This window comes from Nocardioides sp. HB32 (genome assembly GCF_054058995.1).
Map to the genome: position 1 here is coordinate 4126214 of NZ_JBSSBS010000001.1, position 19611 is coordinate 4145824.

The window sequence follows — 19611 nt, forward strand, 5'->3', positions numbered from 1 at the left end:
CCGTATCCGACGGGCGAAGATTCTGGAGGCAATAGTGAACAAGTTGAGGAAGGCCGCAGGCGGCGGCGTTGCCGCCCTGGTGGCCGCGACCATGCTGGCGGCATGTGGCAGCGCACCGGACGAGTCCAGTGGCGGCAGCGACGGCGGCAGCACCAGCGCGGCGTCGGACTTCCTGCCCTGCATCGTCTCCGATGCGGGCGGCTTCGACGACAAGTCGTTCAACCAGCTGAGCTACGAGGGCGTGAAGCAGGCCGCGGACGAGCTCGGCACCGACTTCAAGGCCGTCGAGTCCAACAGCGACGCGGACTACGCGCCGAACATCGACAACCTGGTCTCCCAGAACTGCGACGTCATCGTGACCGTCGGCTTCAACCTCGCGGCCGCGACCAAGGACGCCGCCAAGGCCAACCCGGACATCAAGTTCGTCCTCATCGACGACGCCGCCGACGGTGGCGACGACGGCCAGACGTTCGACGGCAAGGCCGACGAGCCGAACATCAAGCCGCTGCTCTACGACACCGCACAGGCCGCGTTCCTCGCGGGCTACGCCGCGGCTGACTACAGCAAGACCGGCGTCGTCGGCACCTACGGCGGCCAGCCGTACCCGACCGTCACCATCTTCATGGACGGCTTCAAGCAGGGCGCCGACTACTACAGCCAGCAGAACGGCAAGGACGTCAAGGTCGTCGGCTGGGACGGCAAGAACGGCTCCTTCACCGGTGGCTTCGAGGCCAACGAGAAGGCGACGAACACCGCCAAGCAGATCATCGACCAGGACGCAGACGTGATCCTGCCGGTCGGTGGCCCGATCTACCAGGGCGCCGTCACCGCCATCGGCGACTCCGGCAAGGACATCGCGATGATCGGCGTCGACGCCGACCTGTTCGAGACCGACCCGACCACGCAGGACGTCGTGCTGACGTCGATCATGAAGAACATGAAGGTCTCGACCTACGAGGCGATCATGTCCGCGCAGAAGGACCCCGACAACTTCGACTTCAGCCCGTACGTCGGCACGCTCGAGAACGACGGCGTCGGCATCGCGCCGTTCCACAACTTCGACAGCAAGGTCGACCCGGGCCTGCAGGGCAAGCTGGACGACATCAAGAAGGGGATCATCGACGGCTCCATCCCGGTGAACTCCTACCTGAACCCGTCCTGATCCCGGCTCTGACCCGGTAGTTCGAACAGTCCCACCGAGAGGGGAAGGTCGGCTCACGCCGGCCTTCCCCTTCTCGCACTCCTACGCCCCCACGCCACTAGGATCCCGTCCCATGAAGCTCGTCCTCCGCGGCATCACGAAGCGGTTCGGCACGCTGGTCGCCAACGACGCCATCTCCCTCACCGTCGAACCCGGCGAGATCCACGCCCTCCTCGGCGAGAACGGCGCGGGCAAGTCCACGCTGATGAACGTCCTGTACGGCCTCTACCAGGCCGACGAGGGTGAGATCGAGCTCGACGGCGCGGTCCAGCACTTCTCGGGTCCCGGCGACGCGATCGCCGCCGGCATCGGCATGGTCCACCAGCACTTCATGCTGATCCCGGTCTTCACGGTCGCCGAGAACGTCATGCTCGGCAACGAGTCGACCGGCTTCGCGGGCTCCCTCGACCTCGACGCGGCCCGCCGCCGGGTCAAGGAGATCTCCGACCAGTTCGGGTTCGACGTGAATCCCGACGCGGTCGTCGAGGACCTCCCCGTCGGCGTCCAGCAGCGCGTCGAGATCATCAAGGCCCTGTCGCGCGACGCCCAGGTGCTGGTGCTCGACGAGCCCACCGCCGTGCTGACGCCGCAGGAGACCGACGAGCTGATGCAGATCATGCGTGAGCTCAAGGAGGCCGGGAAGGCCATCGTCTTCATCACCCACAAGCTGCGCGAGGTGCGGGCCGTCGCCGACAAGATCACGGTGATCCGGCTCGGCAAGGTCGTGGGCCAGGCCGAGCCCACCGCGAGCAACGCCGAGCTCGCCTCGCTGATGGTCGGCCGTCCGGTCGAGCTGACGGTCCACAAGGACCCGGCCGCGCCGGGCGACGAGCTGCTCGTCGTCGACCGCCTCCGGGTCTTCGACGACGCGGGACGCGTCCACGTCGACGACGTCAGCTTCTCGATCCGAACCGGCGAGATCCTCGCGGTCGCCGGCGTCCAGGGCAACGGCCAGACCGAGCTCACCGAGGCCCTGATGGGGCTCCAGGACCACGTCCAGGGGTCCATCCGCCTCGACGGCGAGGAGCTGGTCGGCCGCTCGGTCCGCCACGTGCTCGACTCCGGCGTCGGCTTCATCCCCGAGGACCGGCAGGTCGAGGGCCTGGTCGGTGAGTTCACCATCGCCGAGAACCTCATGCTGAACCGCAGCCACAGCGGGCCGTTCGTCCGCCGCGGGTCGCTCGTGCTGGACGAGCTGGAGAAGTTCGCCGAGGAGAAGGTGCGCGAGTACGACGTGCGCGCCGCCGGGGTGACCTCGCTCGCCGAGGAGCTGTCCGGCGGCAACCAGCAGAAGGTCGTGGTGGCCCGCGAGCTCTCCCGGGACATCAAGCTCCTCGTCGCGGCCCAGCCGACGCGCGGCGTCGACGTCGGCTCGATCGAGTTCATCCACAAGCAGATCGTGGCCGGCCGCGACGCCGGCGTCGCCGTCCTGGTGGTCTCCACCGAGCTGGACGAGGTGGCGGCCCTGGCCGACCGGATCATGGTGCTCTACCGGGGTCGGGTGGTCGGCATCGTCCCCGGCGACACACCCAGAGAGGTGCTCGGACTGATGATGACCGGAGAGCGTCCGGAAGGGGCGATCGCATGAACACCCCACGAAACTGCGGGCTTCCCCCGCTTCGCTCCTCCAGCCCACACTTCCGAGGGGACCCCGCGTGAGCAGCGCCGTCGAGGCCGAGCAGCCGCCCACCGAGCCGGAGCAGCCCCCGCAGCAGGACCGCTGGGGCACCGCCCTGCGTGAGATCGCCTCCGGGAGCATGTTCAACGGCTTTCTCGCCGTCCTCCTGGCGGTCCTCGTCGGCTCGGTGCTCATCGCCGTCACCGACGAGAACGTGCGGTCGGCGGCCGGCTACATCGGGGCGCGGCCTGGGGACTTCTTCAACGCGACCTGGGACGCCATCTGGGGCGCCTACACGGCGCTGTTCCGCGGGTCGGTCTACAACACCGACGCCGAGAACTTCCAGCTGGGCGTCAAGCCGCTGACCGAGACCGCCAAGTTCGCGGCGCCGCTGATCGTCTCCGGACTCGGCGTCGGCGTCGCGTTCCGCGCGGGCCTGTTCAACATCGGCGGCCGCGGCCAGATGCTGATCGCCGGCGCGGCGGCGGGCTGGGTCGGCTACCAGTTCGACCTCCCGGCGGTCCTGCACCTGACCCTGGCCCTCGTCGCGGCCATGGTCGGCGGGGCCCTGTGGGCCGGCATCGCCGGCTTCCTGAAGGCGCGCACCGGCGCCCACGAGGTGATCGTGACGATCATGCTCAACTACGTGGGGTTCTACCTGGTCTTCTTCGCGCTCTCGAAGCAGAGCCTGCTGCAGGCCCCGAACTCCTTCAATCCGAAGTCGCTGCCGATGAAGGACTCCGCCGTCCTGCCGAAGCTGCTCGGTGACCAGTACAACCTGCACCTCGGCTTCATCATCGCCCTGGTCGCCGTCGCGTTCGCCTGGTGGCTGCTGGACCGGTCTGCGCTCGGCTTCCGCATCCGCGCGGTCGGCATCAATCCCGAGGCGGCCCGGGCGAACGGCATCGACGTCGGCCGCACGTACGTCGTGGTCATGCTGATCGCCGGCGCCCTGATCGGTCTGGCCGGCGCCAACCAGGTCCTCGGCACGGTCACGGGCGGTGTCACCGTCGACCTCGACGCGGGCATCGGCTTCGACGCGATCACCGTGGCGCTGCTCGGCCGCTCGCGGCCGCTGGGCATCCTCGCCGCAGGCATCCTCTTCGGCGCCCTCAAGGCGGGCGGCTTCGCCATGCAGGCGTCCCAGAACATCCCCGTCGACATCGTCCTCGTGGTCCAGTCGCTGATCGTGCTGTTCCTGGCGGCGCCACCCCTGATCCGGACCCTGTTCCGCCTGCCCGCCAAGGAGGCGAAGTGAGCACCACCACCGGTGAGGCCAGCATCCCGATCCACGAGACCCCGCTGGCGGGCGTCACCACTGTGATCGAGAAGAAGACACCGGTGCTCCTGAGCACCCTCGCCCTGCTCCTGCTGGCGATCGTGGCGATCTGGCCGAAGTCGGGCGACACCACCTACCGGCTGGCCGTCCCGAGCGACTTCGCGCAACTGCCGACCGTGACGGTCCCCTCGACCCTGACCGCCTGGATCGTCGTGGTCGTCTGCGGCCTCTGCGCCGCCTGGTCGGTCGTGCTGTACCGCCGCCACCGGCCGACCCCGCTCTGGCTGGTCGTCGTCTACTCGGTGGCCTGGGTGTTCGGGTTCCTCACCTGGGCCGCCACGGGCGGGACGATCCCTCTCGTCGGTCTCCTCTCCGGGTCGCTGGCGCTCGCCGTACCCCTCGTGTTCGGCGCTCTCGGTGGTGTCCTCGGTGAGCGCTCCGGCGTCGTCAACATCGCCATCGAGGGCCAGCTGCTGGCCGGCGCGTTCGCCGCCGCGATGGTCGCGTCGGTCCTCGACTCCGCCTGGGCCGGTCTCGTGGCCGCCAGCGCGGCCGGCGTGCTGGTGGCGCTGATCCTCGGCCTGTTCGCGATCACCTACTTCGTCGATCAGGTCATCGTCGGCGTCGTCCTCAACGTGCTCGTGCTCGGCCTCACGAGCTTCATGTTCACGCAGGTGCTCGCGCCGAACGCAGCCTCGCTGAACGCCCCACCGCACTTCAAGGCGATCCCGATCCCGGTGCTCGGCGACATCCCGTTGGTCGGCCCGATCTTCTTCCGCCAGACGGTGATCGTCTACCTGCTCTACGTGGCCGTCGCCCTGGTGACCTGGTCGCTGTACCGCAGCAAGTGGGGCCTGCGCGTGCGCGCCGTCGGCGAGCACCCCAAGGCCGCCGACACCGTGGGCATCAAGGTCAACCGGACCCGCTACCGCACGATCCTGATCGCCGGCGCGGTCGCCGGCATGGGCGGCGCGTTCTACACCCTGGTCTCCGTCCCTCAGTTCAACCGGGAGATGACCGGAGGCGCCGGGTACATCGCGCTCGCCGCGGTCATCTTCGGCAAGTGGGACCCGATCCGCGCCACGCTGGCCGCGCTGCTGTTCGGCTTCGCGTCGAACCTGCAGGGCGTGCTGTCCGTGATCGGGTCGCCGGTGCCCAGCCAGTTCATGCTGATGCTGCCGTACGTCGTGACGATCTTCGCGGTCGCCGGACTGGTCGGACGCTCCCGGCCGCCGGCGGCGGACGGCATCCCCTACCGCAAGGGCTAGCGGTCTGCCGGTCGGGCCAGCGCGGCGACCCCGGCGTGCGCGAGCACCTTCGCGCCGATCGCGACGGCGCGCTCGTCGACCTGCAGGTTGCCCTGGTGGAGGTCGTAGACCGGGCCGCCGGGCGTGCGGGTGCCGAGGCGCCCCATCGCTCCCGCCACGCGGTCGAGGTACCAGCCGAAGTCCTCGCCCCCGAGGCTCTGCTGGGTGGGGACGTGCCCACGCGTGCCGACCACCCCCTCGACCGCGTGGCCGAGCAGCACGATCGACTCAACGTCGTTCACCACCGGGGGCACACCGCGCTGGTAGTCGACCTGCGCGACGACGCCGTACGGCGCCACGATCTGCTCGACCAGCACCGGCACCAGCTTCTCCGCCTCCGACCAGGCCACCGCGTCGAGCATCCGCACGGTGCCGCCGATGCGCCCGGTCGCCGGGATCACGTTGTGGGCGGAGCCCGCCTCGACGATGCCCCACACCACGCTGACGCCGGCCCGCGGGTCCAGCCGACGGGACAGGATCGCGGGCAGCTCGGTGACGACCTTGGCGAGGGCGTAGGTGAGGTCCTCGGTCAGGTGCGGACGCGACGTGTGCCCGCCCGAACCGCTCAGGGTGACCTCGAGGTGGTCCGCGGCGCCGGTCATCGGGCCCTCCCTCAGCCCGACCTTGCCGACGTCCAGGCTCGGGTCGCAGTGCAGTCCGAAGATCCGCTCCACGTCGGCGAGGGCGCCCTGCTCGATGAGGGACAACGCCCCGCCGGGCATCACCTCCTCGGCCGGCTGGAACAGCAGCCGGACCCGGCCGGGCAGCAGGCCCCGGTCGTGGACGGAGCCGAGCGCGACGGCGGCGCCGACCAGCGCCGCGGTGTGCACGTCGTGGCCGCAGGCGTGCGTGACGCCCTCGACGGTGCTCGACCACGGGTCGTCGGTGAGGTCGGGCACGGGCAGCGCGCTCCAGGTCGGCGCGCAGCGCGACGACGGGGCCGGTCTCGCCGATCTCGGCGACCAGGCCGGTGCGCGGCAGCTGCGTCACCCGCCAGCCGTGCCGGCCGAGCCAGGACTCCACGAGCGCCGTGGTGCGGATCTCCCGCCATGACAGCTCGGGGTGGGCGTGCAGGTCGCGGCGCAGCGCGATCAGCTCGCCGGCGCACTCCTCCACGGCGGCGTCGACCACCGCACCGGCATCGGGGACCTCAGGCATCGGGTCGAGCCTAGTTCACCCGGGAGTGGCGGTGCGGGCCCCGTCCATCGACTTGGGCCCGCACCGCGTTCCGACTGGCGTCAGCCGGCGGTCAGCCGACCGTCGAGAACTTCAGGACCTTGCCGTGCGGGTCGTCCGGGTTGCCGCGCAGGTCGGTGTCGGTCGCGTACAGGTCCGTGCCGTTCAGCTCCACGCCGCCGGGACCACCGGAGACCTCGGTGAACACCGACGGGTCCCCGCCGAGCGGCTTCGCCAGGACGTTGCCGGCGAACAGCTGCGAGATGTACGCCGTACCGGTGGGACTGATCGCCAGGCCGACGGGCCCGAAGAGCCCACTGCCCTGCGACGCGATCGTCCCGGTGGCCGGGTCGACCTGGTAGACGGCGCCGACCGGCAGGAACTCGCCGAGGCCGCCGCCCAGGGTGGTCACGTAGAGCTTGCCGTCAGGCCCGAGCTCGACGTCGGTCGGGACCGGCTCGCCCTTGAAGGTCCTGCCCTGCGTGCACTTCGGCAGCCCCAGCCCCTTGCGCAGCTTCTTGTTGACCGTGACCTTGACCGCGGGGAGCACCGCGACGGTCCTGATGCCGGTCGCGTCGACCGCGAGGATGGCGTTGCCGGCGGCGTCGGCGACGTAGGTCGTCGCACCGACCACGGCCGTCGCGTACGGGTGGGAGTCCTTGATGCCGTGGTACCTGACCACGAAGGGACGCACGTCCTTCGGGATGCGGTGCTTGCAGGACCTCGAGAGTCCGCTGATGCCGTAGGTCCGGTTGCCGTCGGGGTTGTGGGCCTTCTCGTAGGCCCACGTGTTCGCGATCTCGGCCTGGTCGTACCCGTCGCCGTTCGGCGTCAGGGTGTACACGCGTGAGTCGTGGAAACCGGTCGTGGTGAACGTGACCACGTCGCCGGACACCGATACGCCGCCGACCTCGCGCTGGGCCTCGTCGGCGTAGATCGGGGTCGCCTCGCCGCCTGGGGTGATCTTGTCGAGGACGGACTTGTTGTTCTCCGTCACGTACACGGTGCCGTCGGCCGCGACGGCGAGCGTGAGCGGCGAGACGAGGCCGTCGGCGAGGGTGTCCGGGTCGGCAGCGTTCGCCGCGGGGGCGAACGCGGTGGCCACGAGCGAGAGCGCTGCTGCCGCCAGCGGGATCAGGGGGGTTCGACGCATGTGCTTCCTCCGTAGGTGTTCACGATGAGGTCGCCAGTCTTGGCGGCCCGGTGTCCCAAGAGCACGGGGCATGGGTCCCTGATACGCGGGATATGCGGACGGGTCCGTCGGAAGCCGGAAATCGGCCGGAGTGGTCCAGACCGATCGGCCCGGTCAGCCGGCGTCGTAGGCCTGGAGGATCCGGTCGGCGGCGACGGTCGCGGGCAGCTCGCCGGACAGCACGGCCTCGCTCAGCTCGGTGCGGATCGCGCGGACGGCGGACGAGTGCCGGAGCCGCTGCTCGAGCTCGTCGCGGACCAGCGCCCAGGTGAAGTCGAGCTGCTGCGCCGCACGCTTGCGGGCCAGGCCCTCGGCTCCGAGGTGGTGGCGGTGCTCGAGCACCCGGTCCCACACGTCGTCGACGCCGTCGTCCTCCAGGGCGGAGCAGGTCACCACCGGCGGCGCCCACTCCCCCCTGCCGCGGACCATCCGCAACGCCCCGGCCAGGTCCCGGGCGGCCACCCGCGCCTCCTGGAGGCGGTCGCCGTCGGCCTTGTTCACCGCGATGACGTCGGAGATCTCCAGGATGCCCTTCTTGATCCCCTGGAGCTGGTCCCCGGTGCGCGCGAGGGTCAGGAAGAGGAAGGTGTCGACCATCCCCGCCACGGTCACCTCGGACTGGCCGACGCCCACGGTCTCGACCAGCACGACGTCGTACGCCGACGCCTCCAGCACGGCCATCGCCTGCACGGTCGCCCGCGCCACGCCACCGAGCGTGCCGGCGCTCGGCGAGGGCCGGACGAAGGCGGCCGGATCGGTGGCCAGCCGGGCCATCCGGGTCTTGTCGCCGAGCACCGACCCGCCCGTGCGCACGCTGGACGGGTCGACAGCGAGCACGCCGACCCGGTGGCCGGCGGCGGTCAGGCGGGTGCCGAGGGCCTCGATGAACGTGGACTTCCCGACCCCGGGCACGCCGCTGATCCCGACCCGGACCGCCTCGCGCTGCTCGATCCCGGCCAGCAGCTCCCGGGCCTGCTCGCGGTGCCGGGGGCTGGTCGACTCCACCAGCGTGATCGCCTGGGAGACCGCGGCCCGCCGACCCGCACGGATGCCCTCGAGGAGCGCGCTCACGTCCGCCACGGCCGCGAGTCTAGGGCTTGCGGTCGCGACCCCTAGAGGTGCAAGGTATGCATACCTCGTACTTCTAGGTATCAGGAGGCACCCGTGCGCATCGACAAGGACCTGGTGGCCGCCTCGGCCACCCCGCTCGTGCTCGGCATCCTGGTCGAGGGCGAGTCCTACGGCTACGCCATCGGCAAGCGCGTCCACGAGCTCTCGCAGGGTCGGCTGGCCTGGACCGACGGCATGCTCTACCCGCTGCTCCACCGGCTCGAGCGGCTCGGGTACGTCGACGCCGCCTGGCAGGTCTCCGAGCAGGGCCGGCGCCGCAAGCACTACGCGATCACGGGACCCGGCCGGGACGCGCTCGGCGAGCAGCAGCGGCAGTGGACCGCGGTCACCGAGACCCTGGACCGGCTCTGGCGCGACGGCCCGGCGCCCGCACGCGCGGTCTCGCTGGGAGGTGCCCGATGAGCCTGGACCAGGAGATCGGTCGCTGGCGCGGCCACGTCGAGCGGCACCGGGCGATCTCGGCGCGCGACGTGGACGAGATGGAGGCCCACCTGCGCGACCAGGTCAACGACCTGGTCGCCGTCGGACTGGAGGACGACGAGGCGTTCCTGGTGGCCGTGAAGCGGATCGGGAACCTGGACGCGGTCTCGCAGGAGTTCGCCCAGGAGCACACCGAGCGGCTCTGGAAGCAGCTCGTCACGAGCGAGGAGCCGGCGTACCGTCCCAGCGCTGACCTCTGGCTCACGATCGCGCTCGCCATCGGCGCGGCGGTCGCGGTCCGGCTCGCGGTGGCCGTACTCAGCCCCGAGCGGGCGGCCCTCAACGCCGCGCTGCTGGTCCTGCCGTTCGTCACCGCCTACTTCCTGCACAAGCGCCGGGCCGCGGCCGTGACCGTGGGCGCAGCGGTCGCGGCGTACGCCGCGGCCGCGGTCCTGCTCAACGTCTACCCCTTCGACGTCGACGGCACCACGGCCCCGATCGCCGCGATCCACGCCGCGGTCGCGCTGTGGCTGCTCGGAGTCGGGATCGCGTACGCCGGGGGGCGCTGGCGCTCGGACCGGCGACGGATGGACTTCATCCGGTTCACCGGCGAGGTCGTTGTCTACTACGCGCTGCTCGCGCTGGGCGGCGGCGTCCTCGTCGGACTCTGCGCCGGCGCGTTCGAGGCCGCAGGGGTCACCATCGACGACTGGCTGGCGCAGACCGTGCTGCCCTGCGGCGCCGCAGGCGCCGTGGTGGTCGCGGCCTGGCTGGTCGAGGCGAAGCAGGGCGTCATCGAGAACATCGCCCCGGTGCTCACCAAGGTGTTCACGCCGCTGACGGTCGTGATGCTGGTCGCGGTCGCTGGCGCGTTCATCGCCAGCCCGGGCGTCCTCGCGGTCGACCGGAGCCTGCTGCTGGTGATGGACCTGATCCTGGTCCTCGTGGTCGGCCTGGTGCTCTACGCACTCTCCGCGCGCGAGCGGGACGAGCCGCCGGGGATCTTCGACGCGCTCCAGCTCGGCCTGGTCGTGGTCGCGCTGCTCGTCGACGCGCTCGTCGCCGTCGCCATGGTGAGCCGGGTCGCGGAGTGGGGGTGGTCGGCGAACCGGGTCACCGCCCTCGGGCTGAACGTGGTGCTGCTGGTCAACCTGGTCTGGTCGGCGTGGCTGAGCTGGGGCTTCCTGCGCCACCGGCACGGCCTGGGACGGCTCGAGCGGTGGCAGACGTCGTACCTGCCGGTGTACGCCGCGTGGGCGGTCGCCGTGACCGTCGTGCTGCCGCCGGTGTTCGGCTTCGGCTAGTGGCCGAGCTGCTCGCGCAGCCGCGCGAGCAGGTCGAGCGCCGACTCGGCGATCACAGTGCCGGGCAGGAACACCGCGGCCGCGCCCATCTCGGTGAGCGTGGGCACGTCGTCGGGCGGGATGACCCCGCCGATGACGACCATGATGTCGGGGCGACCCTGCTCGGCCAGCGCCTGCTTCAGCGCCGGCAGCAGGGTCAGGTGGCCGGCCGCCAGCGACGAGACCCCGACGATGTGCACGTCCGCGTCGACGGCCTGCTGGGCCACCTCCTCCGGCGTGGAGAACAGCGGCCCCACGTCGACGTCGAAGCCCATGTCCGCGAAGGCGCTCACGACGACCTTCTGGCCGCGGTCGTGGCCGTCCTGGCCCATCTTGGCGACCAGGATGCGCGGGCGGCGACCCTCGGACTCCTCGAACTCCGCGGTCGCGTCGAGCACCTGCTGCACCAGCGTGTCGCCCGACTCGGACGAGGTGTCCCTGAACACGCCGCTGATCGTACGGATCACGGCCTGGTGGCGCCCGTAGACCTTCTCCAGCGCAGCCGAGATCTCGCCCACGGTGGCCTTCGCCCGGGCCGCGTCGACCGCCAGCTCGAGCAGGTTGCCTCCCCCGGACCGGGCATCGCCACGCTCCGCGGCGTTGGTGAGCGCCTCGAGCGTGCGCCGGACGTCCTCGTCGTCCCGCTCGGCCCGGAGCCGCTCCAGCTTCGCGACCTGCTGCCGGTAGACGTCGTCGTTGTCGACCTTGAGGACGTCCAGCTTGTCCTCGGCCGCGAGCCGGAAGGTGTTCACGCCGATCACCTTCTGCGCGCCCGAGTCGATCCGGGCCTGGGTGCGCGCGGCGGCCTCCTCGATGCGCATCTTCGGGATGCCCTGCTCGATCGCGGCCGCCATGCCGCCGGCCGCCTCGGCCTCGAGGATGTGCGCCCACGCCCGCTCGGCGAGGTCGTGGGTCAGCCGCTCGACGTAGTAGCTGCCGCCCCAGGGGTCGATGGTCCCGGTCGTGCCGCTCTCCTGCTGCAGCAGCAGCTGGGTGTTGCGGGCGATCCGCGCCGAGAAGTCGGTCGGCAGCGCGATCGCCTCGTCCAGCGCGTTGGTGTGCAGCGACTGGGTGTGTCCCTGGGTGGAGGCCATCGCCTCGATGCAGGTGCGCTGCACGTTGTTGAAGACGTCCTGTGCGGTCAGCGACCAGCCGGAGGTCTGGCTGTGCGTGCGCAGGCTGAGCGACTTCGGGCTCTTCGGGTCGAACTCGCGCACCAGTCGGGCCCAGAGCGCGCGGGCCGCGCGCATCTTGGCGATCTCCATGAAGAAGTTCATGCCGATCGCCCAGAAGAACGACAGCCGTGGCGCGAAGCGGTCGATGTCCAGGCCCGCGGCCAGACCAGCGCGGATGTACTCGACACCGTCGGCCAGCGTGTACGCCAGCTCCAGGTCGGCGGTAGCACCGGCCTCCTGGATGTGGTAGCCGGAGATCGAGATCGAGTTGAACCGCGGCATCCGCTCGGCGGTGTACTGGAAGATGTCGCTGATGATCCGCATGCTCGGCGCCGGCGGGTAGATGTAGGTGTTGCGGACCATGAACTCCTTGAGGATGTCGTTCTGGATGGTCCCCGCGAGCTGCTCCGGCTTCACCCCCTGCTCCTCCGCCGCCGCGATGTAGAGCGCCATGATCGGGAGCACGGCGCCGTTCATGGTCATCGACACCGACATCTCGTCGAGCGGGATGCCGTCGAACAGCGTGCGCGCGTCGTAGATCGAGTCGATCGCGACACCCGCCATGCCGACGTCACCGCGCACCCGCGGGTGGTCGGAGTCGTAGCCCCGGTGGGTGGCCAGGTCGAACGCGACGGAGAGGCCCTTCTGCCCGGCCGCCAGGTTGCGGCGGTAGAAGGCGTTCGACTCCTCCGCGGTCGAGAACCCGGCGTACTGCCGGATCGTCCACGGCTGCGTCGTGTACATGGTCGGGTAGGGGCCGCGCAGGAACGGGCTCAGGCCGGGCAGCGTGTCGAGCGCGTCGAGGCCCTCGAGGTCCCGTGGGCCGTAGATCGGCTTGATCTCGATGCCCTCGGGCGACAGCCAGGGCTCGCCGCTGAAGCTCTTCGGGACGCTCATCCGAGCACCTCCCGGGTCCGGGTCAGGAAGTCGAGGGCGTCCACGCCCATCGCGCAGGAGTCGTCGGCCCAGTCGACCGGCTTGCCGGCGACCACGACGCGCGTGGCTCCGGCCGCGCGCAGGGCCTGCGCGGCGGCCTCGCCCCACTCCCGATAGGTCGGGTCGGCACCGGCCAGGCACACCACGGGCTGACCGGCGTACGCCGCCAGGAGCTCGTCGACGCCCGCGGTCGGGCCGGCCACGTCGACGGCGATGCCGCCCGCCGCCAGCAGGTTGCTGGCGAAGGTCGCTCGGGCCGTGTGCTGCGCCACGGTGCCGAGGGTGGCCAGGAATACCGGCCTGCCGGCGGGCTCGTCGCGGAGCGCCTCGAAGCTGGCCCCGTAGCGCCGCACCGGGTCGGGCTCCCCTGCGCGCTGCGGGAGCACCTCGGCGAGGTTCGGGAACTCGGTGAGGCCGGTGATCGGACGCTGGCGGGTGGCGACCTGCCGCTCGCGCTCGGCGACGGTGGCCGCGATCTCGTCGGCCAGGTCCGCGCCGTCGTCCAGCCTGCCGAAGATCCCCCACGCGACGGAGGCGAGGTCGTCGGTCAGCTTCTCGACGGCGTACGCGCCCCCCGCGGGGTCCGCGACGTGGGCGACGTGCGACTCGTCGATCAGCAGGTGCGAGGTGTTGCGCGCGATCCGGCGGCCGAACGCGTCGGGGCGGCCGAGCGGGCTGTCGAACGGCAGCACGGTGACGGCGTCCGCGCCCCCGACGCCGGCGGCGAAGGCCGCGACGGTCGTCCGGAGCATGTTCACCCAGGGGTCGTACTTGCTCATCATCGGCCGGCTGGTGACGGCGTGCTGGCGCATCTCGCGGTGCCGAGCCCCGCTCATCTCCAGCACCCGCGCCCAGAGCCGGCGAGCGGCGCGCAGCTTGGCGATGGTCGGGAACTGCTCGTCCGTGGCGGCGTAGCGGAACTCCACGAGCGCCGCCGCCTCGTCGACGGAGACGCCGGCCTCGGCGAGGGTGCGCAGGTATGCCGTCGCCGCGGCCATCGACCACCCGAGCTCCTGGGCGTCCGAGGCGCCGCGGTCGTGGATCGCGGTCGCGTCGACGACGAAGCACCGGATCCCGCGCTCGAGCGCGAGGCGCGCCAGGTCCGCGGTGGCGTCGGCGACCGGGACGCCGAGGTTCGTCGCGGGGTGCAGCTCCCGTCTCTCTGCGTACGCCAGGAAGGCCTGCGGGTCCGCACCGTCGAGGACGACCGGCGCGAGGTCGAGGAGCACTCCCTCCAGGAGCGTCGCCAGGTCGCCTCCGCCGGTGATCCAGAGGCTGGTCACGCCGCCGTCGAGGTCGACCAGCGCCTCGTCGTGGGCGAGCTCGGCGTCGCGGCCGTCGACGTGGGCCCGGATGTCCCAGTCGCCCTGCCGGGTCGGCCGTCCGTGGACCTCCACGTCAGCCACGAGGGCCGCTGTGCCCAGCGGCGTGACGGCGATCCCGTCGAGCGTGGTGCGGGTGAGCCGGTCCCAGACGACGTCGTTCGGATCCTCGTCGGTCACCCGGCGCGACTTGCGGAGCACGGCCGCGGCCTCGCGCTCCCAGTCGGCCACCGTCCACCGGTCCTCGGGGGACGCGAGGTCGAGCGAGCCCTGCGCAGGCTCGAGGTCGGCGGGCTCGTCCAGCCCGCCCTCGACGGTCCCTGGTTCGGTCATGGTGCGAACGATAGGAGTGGTTCCGCGCCACAGCCACTCAGTGTGACGTTTTCCGCTCCCCCGCCGCCTGGCCAGCGGGTCCTGGAAGGTGCGGACCCCGGGCTAGGCGTCCGTGCGGGTCCAGCCGCACCAGGTGACCTGCGAGCCGGCCGACAGGTCGAGCGCCGACTGGCGGTCCGCGACCACGCCGAGGGCCCGCGCCATCCGCACCTCGAGCGGGCTGCGGTCGCCGAGCGCGGCGAGCTTCGCGGCCTCCTCGCGCAGCAGCGCGACGAACCGCTCCAGCCCCGGACCGTCCCCGGTGATGTGCAGCCCCGCCTCGTCGATCCTGACCGCCACGCCCCGATCCGCCATGGCGCCAAGCCAAGCACCGTCCACCGACACCGGACTGATCCCGTTTTCGATCGTTTCGTGACCCGATCGCAACCCGCCGACCGGCAACGAGACCGCGCCTCGCCGGCGTCTCACCGGTATCACCCGAAGCGGGCGATACCGACGCGTGCCGACCGGGCGCACGCTGGGGACCCACAGCTCGGTCACTCGGGAGGGACGGGCCATGGCACTACTGCTCCACCATCGCGACACCCCCACGCGCACGGGGACGATCCTCAGCGCACTGCTCACGTTGGTGCTGGTCACCGCGATGATCGCGGGCGCGGCCGGGCTCGTGACGTTCGTGTTCGCCAAGCTCCTCGTGGCCGTGCTGAACGGCGCCGCCTCGGGCTAGACCTCGGTCCGTCCGTCGTTGTCCTTGTTGCGGATGCCGATCTTGTTGCCGAGCCACACCAGCGGGTCGTACTTGCGGTCCACGACCCGCTCCTTCATCGGGATGATCGCGTTGTCGGTGATCTTGATGCCCTCGGGGCAGACCTCCGTGCAGCACTTGGTGATGTTGCACATCCCGATGCCGGCGGCACCCTGGGCGAGCGCCCGCCGGTCGTGGGTGTCGAGGGGGTGCATGTCGAGCTCGGCGTACCGCAGGAAGAACCGCGGACCCGCGAACGCCGGCTTGTTGTCCTCGTGGTCGCGGACGACGTGGCAGGTGTTCTGGCACAGGAAGCACTCGATGCACTTGCGGAACTCCTGGCCCCGCTCGACGTCGATCTGGGCCATCCGCCGCTTGCCGTCCGCGTCCCGCGGCGGAAGCTGGGCGTACGGCAGCTCCTTGGCCTTCTCGTAGTTGTACGACACGTCCGTGACCAGGTCGCGGATCACCGGGAAGGTCCGCATCGGGGTGACGGTGATCGTCTCGGTCGGCTCGAAGTCCGAGAGCCGGGTCATGCACAGCAGCTTCGGCCGGCCGTTGATCTCGGCGGAGCAGGAGCCGCACTTGCCGGCCTTGCAGTTCCAGCGGATCGCGAGGTCACCGGACTGGGTGGCCTGCAGCCGGTGCAGCGCGTCGAGGACGACCTCCCCCTCGGAGACCTCGACCGTGTAGTCGACGAGCTCGCCGCCGTCGGTGTCGCCGCGCCAGACGCGCATCTTGAGGTCGTAGCCCATGTCCTAGCCTCTCCCATTGCTCACACTCAGTCGAAGTACTTCTTGAGCTCGTCCGGCATCACCGGGAGCGGCTTCTCGTGCAGGTCGACGCCGGTCCCGCCGGCGTCCAGCGTCACCACGAGGTTCTTGGTCCCCCACACCTCGTTGTCGGTCTTCGGGAAGTCGTCGCGGGTGTGACCGCCACGGGACTCCTCGCGGGCGAGCGCCGCCTTCGCGATCGCCTCCGAGACCAGCAGCATGTTGCGCAGGTCGATGGAGAGGTGCCAGCCCGGGTTGTACTGCCGGTGACCCTCCACGACCATCGTCCTGGCCCGCTCCTTGAACGCCTCGATCTCGCGCAGCGACTCCTCGAGCTCGGCGCCGGTGCGGATGATCCCGACCAGGTCGTTCATCGACTGCTGGAGGTCCTGCTGGATCGTGTACGGGTTCTCCCCGCCCTCGACCTCGAAGGGGGCCAGCGCGCTCGCCTGCGCGGCCTTCAGGTCCTCGTCGCGGATCGCCGGCCGGGCGGCCCCGAGCCCTGCCGCGTACGCCGAGGCCGCCTCGCCGGCCCGCTTGCCGAACACGAGCAGGTCGCCGAGTGAGTTGCCGCCGAGCCGGTTCGATCCATGCATGCCGCCCGAGCACTCGCCCACGGCGTACAGGCCCGTGACCGCGCTCTCCTGGGTGTCCGCGTCGACCTCGACGCCTCCCATCACGTAGTGGCAGGTCGGGCCGATCTCCATGGGCTCCTGGGTGATGTCGACGTCGGCCAGCTCCTTGAACTGGTGGTACATCGACGGCAGCCGCTTGCGGATGAACTCCGGCGTACGGCGCGACGCGATGTCGAGGTAGATGCCGCCGTGCGGCGTGCCCCGGCCGGCCTTGATCTCGGAGTTGATCGCCCGCGCGACCTCGTCACGCGGGAGGAGCTCCGGAGGCCGTCGGTTGTTCTTCTTGTCGTCGTACCAGCGGTCGGCCTCCTCCTCGGTGTCGGCCGTCTCGGACCGGAAGAACTCCGGGATGTAGTCGAACATGAACCGCTTGCCCTCGGAGTTGCGCAGGATGCCGCCGTCGCCGCGCACCGACTCGGTGACCAGCAGCCCCTTCACCGACGGCGGCCAGACCATGCCGGTCGGGTGGAACTGCACGAACTCCATGTTGATCAGCGCGGCGCCCGCCCGGAGCGCCAGGGCGTGGCCGTCGCCGGTGTACTCCCACGAGTTCGACGTGACCTTGAAGGACTTGCCGATGCCGCCGGTCGCGAGGATCACCGTGGGGGCGTCGAAGGTGATGAAGCGGCCGGTCTCGCGCCAGTAGCCGAAGGCGCCGCTGATGCGCTCGCCGTCCTTGAGGAGCTCGGTGACCGTGCACTCCATGAACACGTCGATGCCGAGCTGGACCGTACGCTGCTGGAGAGTGCGGATCATCTCCAGGCCGGTCCGGTCGCCGACGTGCGCGAGCCGGGCGTACTTGTGGCCGCCGAAGTCGCGCTGGGAGATCAGCCCGTCCTCCGTGCGGTCGAACAGCGCACCCCAGTCCTCGAGCTCCTGGACCCGCTCGGGAGCCTCCTGGGCGTGCAGCTGCGCCATCCGCCAGTTGTTGAGCATCTTCCCGCCGCGCATGGTGTCCCGGAAGTGCACCTCCCAGTTGTCCTCGGGCCAGCGGTTGCCCATCGCCGCCGCGATGCCGCCCTCGGCCATCACCGTGTGCGCCTTGCCCAGCAGCGACTTGCAGACCACCGCCGTCCGCGCACCGGCCTCGTGCGCGGCGATCGCGGCCCGCAGCCCCGCCCCGCCGGCGCCCACCACGACGACGTCGTACTGGTGCCGCTCCATGCCGCCCTCGCTGGCGCCGGACATCTCGTTGCCGGTCATCGGGTGTCGGTCAGTCACTAGAAGAACCTCGGGTCGTCGAACGTGCCGGTCGCCAGCAGGTAGATGTAGAGGTCGACGAGCGCCACGGAGAACAGGGAGTACCAGGCGTACCGCGCGTGGTCGGCGTTGAGCTTCGATACGAAGGTCCACATCCGGTAGCGGACCGGGTGCTTGGAGAAGTGCCGCAGCCGGCCACCGGTGATGTGCCGGCAGGAGTGGCAGGACAGCGTGTACAGCCAGATCAGCGCGACGTTGACCCACATCAGCACGGTGCCGAGGCCCATGTGGATGCCGTCCGACTCACCCGGGGCGGGGCCGAACGCGAGGATCGCGTCGTAGGTGAGGATCAGCGCGACCACGACCGCGGCGTACCAGAACCAGCGGTGGATGTTCTGGAGGATCAGCGGGAATCGCGTCTCGCCGGTGTACTTGCCGTGCGGCTCGGCGACCGCGCAGGCCGGCGGCGACAGCCAGAACGTCCGGTAGTACGCCTTGCGGTAGTAGTAGCAGGTGAGCCGGAAGCCGAGCGGGAAGATCAGGATGATCAGCGCTGGCGAGAGGCTCCACCAGGTGATCGGGTTGCCGAAGTCCGAGGATCCCGCCGTGCAGGAGTCCGTCAGGCAGGGCGAGTAGAACGGCGACAGGTACGGCTCCGAGAAGTAGTTGTCGCCGTCGAAGGCCCGCCAGGTGGCGTAGACGACGAACGCCGCGAAGACCACGAACGTCGCTGCCGGGTAGAGCCACCAGGTGTCCGTGCGGAGCGTCTTCGCCCCGATCCGGGCCCGGGTGGGCCCGTCGACACCTGTCGAACCTGCTGCCGTCTCTCGCGCGTCCGTCGACGCCATCGCCACCTCCGCTGGGTCGGGTGCCTGTGCAGTCTGCACACTCGCGGCCCGATCCGAAAGGGTCCACACCGAGTTTCCGAGAACGTGTTCCATGAGCGTGGCGCCCGACGGTTCACCGGGCGTCGACCTCGGTGCGACCGGCCGGCAACCTCTCCGGTCCACGGTGGGGCATGCCGATCGCCGGGGCCGCTGGCGACCCGCGGGTAACCGGACGTAAGTCACACCGTCCCGGCACCAGCGGGGCCCGACCCGCGAGGTAGCGTGGCCCTTCGTGGCAACGACGACCTTGGTGACCGGAGCGCGGGCGTCGCGCTCGACGATCACCCTCAAGCTCCTGATGGCCGTGAGCGGCATCGCCTTCATCCTGTTCGTGCTCGCGCACATGTACGGGAACCTGAAGGCCTTCTCGGGCCACGACGCCTACAACGAGTACGCCGCGCACCTACGCACGCTGGGCGAGCCGTTGCTGCCGGCCTCCGGGTTCCTCTGGATCCTGCGCGCGGGCCTGATCATCGCGCTCGTCGTGCACGTGTACGCCGCGGCCGCCCTGTGGCGCCGGGCGAAGCGCGCTCGCACCCAGCGGTACGTCGTGAAGAAGAACCTCGCCTCGTCGTTCTCGTCGCGCTGGATGCGGTGGGGCGGAGTGGCCATCCTGCTGTTCCTGGTCTGGCACCTCCTGAACTTCTCGATCGGCAAGGTGAACGTCAGCGGTGGCGCCACCAACGACCCCTACAACCTGCTGGTCGACACCTTCGACACCTGGTGGATGACGATCATCTACCTGCTGGCGATGCTCGCGCTGGGCATGCACCTGCACCACGGCACGTGGAGCGCGTCGCAGACCCTCGGCCTCACGAACACCGTCCGCGCCCGCCGCAACGCCAAGGCCCTCGGCTGGATCCTGGCGGTCGTGATCGCCGGCGGCTTCTCCCTCGTCCCGATCTTCGTCCTCGCCGGCGTCATCACCAAGTAAGGGG

At 70.6% G+C, this 19611-nt stretch carries 17 protein-coding genes; 8 read left to right on the forward strand and 9 right to left on the reverse strand.

Annotated elements, in window-relative coordinates; all coding sequences use genetic code 11:
- Positions 1-34: 34 nt before the first annotated feature.
- The 4 genes from ACVW2K_RS20710 (at position 35) to ACVW2K_RS20725 (ending at position 5366) form a co-directional block, all read left to right on the forward strand.
- Entirely contained in the window at positions 35-1162 is a 1128-nt protein-coding gene (locus tag ACVW2K_RS20710; protein WP_457203806.1) for a BMP family lipoprotein, read from the forward strand.
- Positions 1163-1274: 112 nt separating this feature from the next.
- Complete coding sequence (locus ACVW2K_RS20715; RefSeq protein ID WP_457203807.1) at positions 1275-2789, forward strand: ABC transporter ATP-binding protein; 1515 nt, start codon at positions 1275-1277, stop codon at positions 2787-2789.
- 67 nt (positions 2790-2856) lie between these two features.
- A complete protein-coding gene (locus ACVW2K_RS20720; RefSeq protein ID WP_457203808.1) occupies positions 2857-4077 on the forward strand; it encodes an ABC transporter permease in 1221 nt (406 codons plus the stop codon).
- The gene (locus ACVW2K_RS20725; protein ID WP_457203809.1) at positions 4074-5366 is read left to right on the forward strand and encodes an ABC transporter permease; all 1293 of its coding nucleotides are present in this window, start codon (positions 4074-4076) and stop codon (positions 5364-5366) included. Before ACVW2K_RS20720 ends, ACVW2K_RS20725 begins: the two co-directional genes overlap by 4 nt.
- Here the strand turns inward: ACVW2K_RS20725 and ACVW2K_RS20730 are convergent.
- The 3 genes from ACVW2K_RS20730 to meaB form a co-directional block, all read right to left on the reverse strand.
- Entirely contained in the window at positions 5363-6304 is a 942-nt protein-coding gene (locus tag ACVW2K_RS20730) for an amidohydrolase (protein WP_457203810.1), read from the reverse strand. The genes ACVW2K_RS20725 and ACVW2K_RS20730 overlap by 4 nt on opposite strands.
- Before the next feature lie 350 nt (positions 6305-6654).
- A complete protein-coding gene (locus ACVW2K_RS20735) occupies positions 6655-7734 on the reverse strand; it encodes a ScyD/ScyE family protein (RefSeq protein ID WP_457203811.1) in 1080 nt (359 codons plus the stop codon).
- 153 nt (positions 7735-7887) lie between these two features.
- Positions 7888-8853, reverse strand: coding sequence for a methylmalonyl Co-A mutase-associated GTPase MeaB (meaB, locus tag ACVW2K_RS20740; RefSeq protein WP_457203812.1), 966 nt, complete (start codon positions 8851-8853; stop codon positions 7888-7890).
- 84 nt (positions 8854-8937) lie between these two features.
- Between meaB and ACVW2K_RS20745 the strand changes: the two genes are divergently transcribed.
- Both ACVW2K_RS20745 and ACVW2K_RS20750 read left to right on the forward strand, forming a co-directional pair.
- Entirely contained in the window at positions 8938-9306 is a 369-nt protein-coding gene (locus ACVW2K_RS20745; protein WP_028635682.1) for a PadR family transcriptional regulator, read from the forward strand.
- Entirely contained in the window at positions 9303-10628 is a 1326-nt protein-coding gene (locus ACVW2K_RS20750) for a permease prefix domain 1-containing protein (protein WP_457203813.1), read from the forward strand. Before ACVW2K_RS20745 ends, ACVW2K_RS20750 begins: the two co-directional genes overlap by 4 nt.
- Here the strand turns inward: ACVW2K_RS20750 and scpA are convergent.
- From scpA to ACVW2K_RS20765, 3 genes are all read right to left on the reverse strand, one after another.
- Positions 10625-12739, reverse strand: coding sequence for a methylmalonyl-CoA mutase (gene scpA / locus ACVW2K_RS20755; protein WP_155991896.1), 2115 nt, complete (start codon positions 12737-12739; stop codon positions 10625-10627). The genes ACVW2K_RS20750 and scpA overlap by 4 nt on opposite strands.
- Positions 12736-14433 carry a methylmalonyl-CoA mutase family protein gene (locus ACVW2K_RS20760; protein WP_457203814.1) on the reverse strand — a complete coding sequence of 566 codons (1698 nt, stop codon included), beginning with the start codon at positions 14431-14433 and terminating at the stop codon, positions 12736-12738. Before ACVW2K_RS20760 ends, scpA begins: the two co-directional genes overlap by 4 nt.
- 102 nt (positions 14434-14535) lie before the next feature.
- Positions 14536-14772 carry a hypothetical protein gene (locus ACVW2K_RS20765; RefSeq protein ID WP_155991895.1) on the reverse strand — a complete coding sequence of 79 codons (237 nt, stop codon included), beginning with the start codon at positions 14770-14772 and terminating at the stop codon, positions 14536-14538.
- 217 nt (positions 14773-14989) lie between these two features.
- Between ACVW2K_RS20765 and ACVW2K_RS20770 the strand changes: the two genes are divergently transcribed.
- Entirely contained in the window at positions 14990-15160 is a 171-nt protein-coding gene (locus ACVW2K_RS20770; RefSeq protein ID WP_155991894.1) for a hypothetical protein, read from the forward strand.
- Here ACVW2K_RS20770 and ACVW2K_RS20775 read toward each other — a convergent pair.
- From ACVW2K_RS20775 to ACVW2K_RS20785, 3 genes are read right to left on the reverse strand one after another with little or no spacing between them, the layout of a single operon-like run.
- Positions 15157-15933: a succinate dehydrogenase/fumarate reductase iron-sulfur subunit gene (locus ACVW2K_RS20775; RefSeq protein WP_028635678.1), complete on the reverse strand. Its 777-nt coding sequence runs from the start codon at positions 15931-15933 to the stop codon at positions 15157-15159. The two genes, ACVW2K_RS20770 and ACVW2K_RS20775, sit on opposite strands and share 4 nt — an antisense overlap.
- A gap of 26 nt (positions 15934-15959) precedes the next feature.
- A complete protein-coding gene (locus ACVW2K_RS20780; protein WP_231496095.1) occupies positions 15960-17807 on the reverse strand; it encodes a fumarate reductase/succinate dehydrogenase flavoprotein subunit in 1848 nt (615 codons plus the stop codon).
- Positions 17807-18634 (reverse strand): hypothetical protein, encoded by an 828-nt coding sequence (locus tag ACVW2K_RS20785; RefSeq protein ID WP_457203815.1) that lies wholly within the window; start codon positions 18632-18634, stop codon positions 17807-17809. Before ACVW2K_RS20785 ends, ACVW2K_RS20780 begins: the two co-directional genes overlap by 1 nt.
- 271 nt (positions 18635-18905) lie before the next feature.
- On the opposite strand from ACVW2K_RS20785, the gene ACVW2K_RS20790 reads away from it, so the two are divergent.
- Complete coding sequence (locus ACVW2K_RS20790; protein ID WP_028635675.1) at positions 18906-19607, forward strand: succinate dehydrogenase cytochrome b subunit; 702 nt, start codon at positions 18906-18908, stop codon at positions 19605-19607.
- Positions 19608-19611 lie beyond the last annotated feature (4 nt).